The organism is Streptomyces sp. WELS2 (assembly GCF_013870595.1).
In the GTDB taxonomy this organism is placed as follows: Bacteria; Actinomycetota; Actinomycetes; order Streptomycetales; family Streptomycetaceae; genus Streptomyces.
The window spans coordinates 1-5,850 of sequence record NZ_JACBWZ010000374.1 but is presented as its reverse complement, the minus strand read 5'-3'; the positions used below and the strand labels follow the sequence as shown (position 1 = coordinate 5,850).

Annotated in this window: 3 protein-coding genes and 1 pseudogene; 3 read left to right on the top strand and 1 reads right to left on the bottom strand. The window is 73.4% G+C overall.

The features are described 5' to 3' along the window. The 3 genes and pseudogenes from H5J33_RS20840 to H5J33_RS20830 all read left to right on the top strand — a co-directional run. On the top strand, positions 1 to 2,324 hold a 2,324-nt coding region (locus tag H5J33_RS20840), incomplete at its 5' end, for an ATP/GTP-binding protein (protein ID WP_258565257.1). A gap of 136 nt (positions 2,325 to 2,460) precedes the next feature. Then, a pseudogene (locus H5J33_RS20835) lies at positions 2,461 to 3,126 on the top strand (PucR family transcriptional regulator); the annotation flags it as partial. Between the two features lie 213 nt (positions 3,127 to 3,339). After that, entirely contained in the window at positions 3,340 to 4,785 is a 1,446-nt protein-coding gene (locus H5J33_RS20830; RefSeq protein ID WP_181796440.1) for an aldehyde dehydrogenase family protein, read from the top strand. 201 nt (positions 4,786 to 4,986) lie between these two features. On the opposite strand, the gene H5J33_RS20825 is transcribed toward H5J33_RS20830, so the two are convergent. After that, positions 4,987 to 5,850 (bottom strand): fibronectin type III-like domain-contianing protein (locus H5J33_RS20825; RefSeq protein ID WP_181796439.1); only part of this gene is annotated, 864 nt, incomplete at its 5' end.

The following is a 5,850-nucleotide window of genomic DNA, read 5'->3' as shown; positions in this document are numbered from 1 at the left end:
GTGATGCGGATGCTCGGCGAGATGTCCGCCGCCAATCCGCGTATGCCCCGCCCGCCGCGCAGCCCCGCTCACCCGTCGCCGACTGGCTCGACGAACCGCGGCCCACGGCCCTACCCGGCGTCTGGCGCTACGGCTACCGGCGGCGCAAGGCCACGAGCCAGGAGGAGCGCCTGGCGCCCGTCACCATCGTCGGCTTCTTCGTCCCCTTGGCGGCAGGGCTCTTCCTGTGGTCACTGTGGCGGCACGGCAGCATCCCCTATCAGTGGGCCGTCCTGAAGCTCCTCACTCCGGACGACTGGTGGTGGGCGGGGACCACCTCGCCGAAGGACTACCAGGGAGTCGAGGCCGTCACGGTCGCCGACGGCGTGGCCTTCGGCCTCATCGTCTTCGCCATGGCGCGCCTGGGCAGCTGGTCCGACATCATCCGGCACGTCGTCACCCGCCGCCCGCAGCCCGCGCGCGCTCTGATCGCGGCCTTGGGCGCGCTCATCGCGCTGGCCTTCGTCTTCCCCGGCGCCTTCGGCGCGGGCTGGGACCCGCTGCCCGTTCAGGATCCGCTGTTCTCCCTCATCGTCCTGATCACCGGCGACTACCAGGTGTTCGCGTCGGTGCTGTTCACGGACGTGCTGTACGCGCTCATCACTGTGCTGGTGCTGTGGCCGTTCGCCCGGATCGGCGGCTGGTGGGCCTTCGCGAAAGAGGCGATCGCGTCCCGCACCCGGGCCAAGGACACCCAGGTTGCCGAGCCCCGCGTCGACCGGCGGCCGTCCCACTGGCCCGAGCTGCGGGAGGCCGGGCAGCACCCGGCCGCGGACGTGCTCACCGCGGAGGTGCACGCCGGCCGGATGAACGACGTGGACTGCGCGAGGGTCGGCCACATGTGGACCGTGGCCCGGGCCCGGGCGCGACTCTCCGCCTTCACCGAGACGGTGCTGCGTGACGGCGCAGCCGCCTGGGCCCATCCCTCCGGTGCCCGCGACCTGCCGGGCCGGTCCGCCCGCCACGATCTGCTGACCGGCCAGGTCCGCATCGGGCAGTGGGCCGCCGGAGAACGTACCCCCAGCCCCTACGGGGGAGCCGGAGCGGCGCTCGGACCCGACACCCTCGGCACCTCGCTGCTTGCCGTGGGTCCCTCCGGTTCCGGTAAGACCCGTCATCTGATCCTTCCCGTTGTGGAGTCGCTCGGTCTGCAGGCACTCGCCGGGCAGTGCTCGGTCGTCGCCGTCTGCGCGGCCGGCACGCCGCTGGGGCCCGACTCCGCCTACGACGTCGTCGTACGTGTCGGAGACCCGGCGTCCGTGTACGACCTCGACCCCTATGCGGACTCCGACGATCCGGACGAGGCGGCCGCCTTCCTGGCAGAGGGGCTGGCCGGCGACTTGGACGTGGTCAGCGGGCAACGGTCCGTCACCGCCCTGGCCCAGCTCCTCGGCCCCTACCGGGCGGCGTACGGGCGCTTCCCGCCCCTGCCGCAGCTCCGCGAGCTGCTGGAAGGCGATCCGTCGGCCCTGGCCGCGCTGCGCGCCGCGCTCGCGGCGGACGAGCACGCCACGATGCGCCGCGAGCTCGACGCGCGCGCCCGGCAGTCCGGCAGCGCCGGCGATCCCGGCCCGGTTCTGGCCGACCGCCTGGCCGTGCTGGACCGGCCGGCGTTCGCCGGATTCTTCGGCGCCGGCCAAGGCGAAGCCAGGCCGTTCTCGCTCCGTGCCGTCGCCCACCACCCGCTGCGGGTACGGATCGATCTGCCCGACCGCGGATACGACGAGGCCTCCCGGCTGATCACGCGGTTGCTGCTGGCGCAGTTCGGCGCCGTGGCGACGGTGGGTGACCGGACTCACTTCGTCTGTCTGGTGCTGGACGACGCGACCGGTGCCGTGACGGCCGAGTCGGTCCGCCGCATCCAGCGCCTGCGCTCGCGCAACGCCGGCGTGGTGCTCGCCCTGCGTACCGTCGGGGACGTGCCCGAGGCGCTGCACGGACCGCTCTACGCGTCCGTAGGCTGCCGCATGGCCTTCTCCGGAGTCACCACCTGGGACGGAAGCCGGTTCGCGGAAGCCTGGGGTACCCAGTGGGTGGAGACGCGCGATGTGGCCCGGCACACCGTCTTCGCGGATCAGCCCATGACCCGCGCGATCCATGCCCTGCGCAAGCTGGTGACCGGCAAGGCGGTGACGACGGAGGCCGTCACCGTCCGCCAAGTGGAACGTGAGCGCTGGTCCGCGTCCGAGTTGGCTCATGGGGTGCCGCCGGGGCACGCGGTGTTGTCGTTGACCACCGTGCAGGGCGAGCACGCGCCGCCGTTGCTGGTCGATCTGCGGGGGTGAGCGGACCGGCGGCGCCGGGGTGACTGCGGGGGTGGGCGGACCGGCGGCGGTGGGTCGTACGGTGAGGCAGAATCGGGATGGGTCGTTCGTACACCGCGGCCAAAAGATCACCGGATCCCCTCACCGTGAAGGCCCCATGCCCCCCACTCTCGCCTCGCTCGTCAACCACTCCGCGCTCAAGCTGACCGTGCGCGCGGGCGAGGACCACCTCGACGTGCCGGTCCGCTGGGCGCACGTCAGCGAGCTGGCCGACCCCGTGCCCTACATGGAGGGCGGCGAGCTGCTGCTGATCACCGCGCTCAAGCTGGACGCGGAGGACCGGGAGGCCATGCGGCGGTACGTGCGCCGGCTGGTCGGCGCCGGCGTCGTCGGGCTCGGGTTCGCCGTCGGCGTGAACTACGACGAGACGCCCGAGGCGCTCGTCGACGCCTGCGCGCAGGAGGGCCTGCCGCTGCTGGAGGTACCCCGCCGCACCCCGTTCCTCGCCATCAGCAAGGCCGTCTCCGCGGCCATCGCCGCCGACCAGTACCGCGCCGTCACCGCCGGCTTCGCCGCCCAGCGGGAGCTGACCAAGCAGGCCCTCGGCGCCGGCCCCGAGGGTCTCCTCGGCGCGCTCGCCACCCAGGTCGACGGCTGGGCGGCGCTCTACGACGCCTCGGGCTCCGTCGTCGCCGCCGCCCCGGAGTGGGACGCCGCCGCGGCCGATCTGGGGGTCCACCGGCACACCCTGCGGTACCGGATGCGGCGGGTCGAGGAGATCCTCGGGCGCAGCCTGGACGATCCCGACGTCCGCATGGAGCTGTGGCTGGCGCTGAAGGCGACGGCGACCGAGTGACCGAGTGACCGGGGATCCCTGCCCTTCCGGCCGACGTCCCGGCGCCGAGTACCTCGCCAAACCGGCGTACCCCCCGCCCCGACTGCTACGGCTCGGACAAACGACCCCCGGCCGCCCCCGCCCTACCGTGGACCTCGCAAGCCAAGCACACCCCCAACGCGGAAGGGCCGGGACTCGTACATGACTTCCACCCATGCCTTCTGGCTCGCCGGCCGCCAGGTCACCGGCGAGGACAGCTTCGACGTCACCTCCCCGTGGGACGGCCGGCTCGTCGGCTCGGTCAGCGTGCCGAGCGAGGCCCAGGTCGAGGAGGCCGTGGCCGCCGCGTACGCCGTACGGGACGAGTTCGCCGCCACCCCGGCGCACGTACGCGCCGCCGCCCTGGACCACGTCAGCAAGCGGCTGGCCGAGCGCACGGAGGAGATCGCCCAGCTGATCTCCGCCGAGAACGGCAAGCCGATCAAGTGGGCCCGGGGCGAGGTCGGCCGCGCGGTCTCGGTGTTCCGGTTCGCCGCCGAGGAGGCCCGCCGGTTCAACGGCGGCGAGGCCCAGCGGCTCGACACGGACGCCGGCGGCCAGGGCCGGCTGGCGCTCACCCGCCGCTTCCCCAAGGGTGTCGTGCTCGGCATCGCGCCGTTCAACTTCCCGCTGAACCTGTGCGCCCACAAGGTCGCCCCGGCCATCGCCGCCGGCGCCCCGATCATCCTGAAGCCGGCCCCGGCCACCCCGCTGTCCGGTCTGATCCTCGGTGACCTGCTCGCCGAGACCGAGCTGCCGGCCGGCTCCTGGTCGATCCTGCCGGTGCCGAACGACCGCATGCCCGCCCTGGTCCAGGACGAGCGCCTGCCGGTCATCTCCTTCACCGGGTCCGACAAGGTCGGCTACGCGATCATGGACTCGGTGCCGCGCAAGCACTGCACGCTGGAGCTCGGCGGCAACGGCGCCGCGGTCGTCCTCGGCGACTACGCCTCCGACGCCGACCTGGACTGGGCCGCGACCCGCATCGCGACCTTCTCCAACTACCAGGGCGGCCAGTCCTGCATCTCGGTGCAGCGGGTGATCGCCGACGCGTCGGTGTACGACCGGCTGCTGCCGCGCATCGTCGCCGCCGTCGAGGCCCAGGTCACCGGCGACCCGTCCGACCCCAAGACCGATGTCGGCCCGCTGGTCAGCGAGGACGCCGCCAAGCGCGTGGAGTCCTGGGTGGACGAGGCGGTCGCGGCCGGCGCCACGCTGCTCACCGGCGGCAAGCGGGACGGCGCCTCCTACGCGCCGACCGTCCTCGCCGACGTGCCGGCGGACGTCACGATCGCCTGCGAGGAGGTCTTCGGCCCCGTCCTCACCGTGCGCAAGGTGGACGGCGAGGAGGAGGCGTTCGCCGCGGTCAACGACTCCAAGTTCGGCCTCCAGGCGGGCGTGTTCACCCACGACCTTCAGGTCGCCTTCCGTGCCCACCGCGCCCTCGAGGTCGGCGGTGTGGTGATCGGCGACGTCCCGTCCTACCGCGCCGACCAGATGCCGTACGGCGGCGCCAAGCAGTCCGGCGTCGGCCGCGAAGGCGTGCGGTACGCGATGGAGGACTACACCTACGAGCGCGTACTGGTCCTGACCGGTCTCGCGCTCTGACCTGCCACGGACAGGTCGGAGAACAGAACGGCCGCAGCCCACTGTGCGGGGGCTGCGGCCGTTCGCCTGTCCGGGTGCCGGACTCTTGTTAATGGGAACCGTTTTCAGCTAGCCTGATGGCGGACCGCCGATCCGAAGGGGCCCGGTGCCGCTGCCTTCCGGTGCCGGGCCCCTTCCTGGTGCCGGGCTGGTGGCGGATCCTCAGCCGGAGAAGCCGACGTGGGCGAGCCGGACGGGGCCGCGCAGTGCGAGGCGGACGTCGTGGACGCCCTCGGCGGTGAGGCCGGCCGAGAGGGTGGTGTAGGCGTACGGGCCCGCCGTGGGGGAGTCCAGGGCGAGCGCCGCCAGGGGCCGGCCGCCGTCCAGGGAGACCTCCACCGTGCCCCGGCCCGCGACCCGTACGGTCACCTCGCGGACGCCGGTGCCGAAGTCGCAGGCCTCGTAGAGAAGTTCGGCCGTCGTGCCGTTCGCCGGGGTCACCGCGTCGCCCGCCGTCTTCGTGCGGTCCACGATCGCGGCACCGGACTGCTCGTCGAAGTCGGCGGCCGGCAGGCCGTGTTCGCGCACCGCGCGCGGGGCCGGCGCCTCGCCGTCGAGGTGCACCGTGGTCCGCAGCCGCACGTCCTCGCTGGACGCGCCCAGCAGCAGTTCGTACGGGCCCTCCTCCAGCCGCCACGCCCCCCGCCGGACGTCCCAGAACTCCAGTGCCTCCAGCGGGACTTCGAAGGAGACGGCGGCCGTCTCGCCGGGGGCCAGCGTGATCCTGCGGTGCGCCAGCAGCTCGCGGCGCGGGCGCGGCACCGACGCCTGGACCGCCCGGCCGTACAGCTGGACCACCTCGTCCGCCGTCCGGTCCCCGGTGTTGGTGACCGCGCACTCCACCAGCACCGAGCCGGCCGTCACGCGGGCGGTCGGGTCGGCGTAGGCGAAGGACGCGTACGACAGGCCGTGGCCGAAGGGGAACAGCGGGGTGCCCTCGAAGTACAGGTAGGTCTGGCGGCTGCCGATCACGTCGTAGTCGAGCAGGTCGGGCAGGTCGGCGTCGGCCGCGTACCAGGTCTGGGG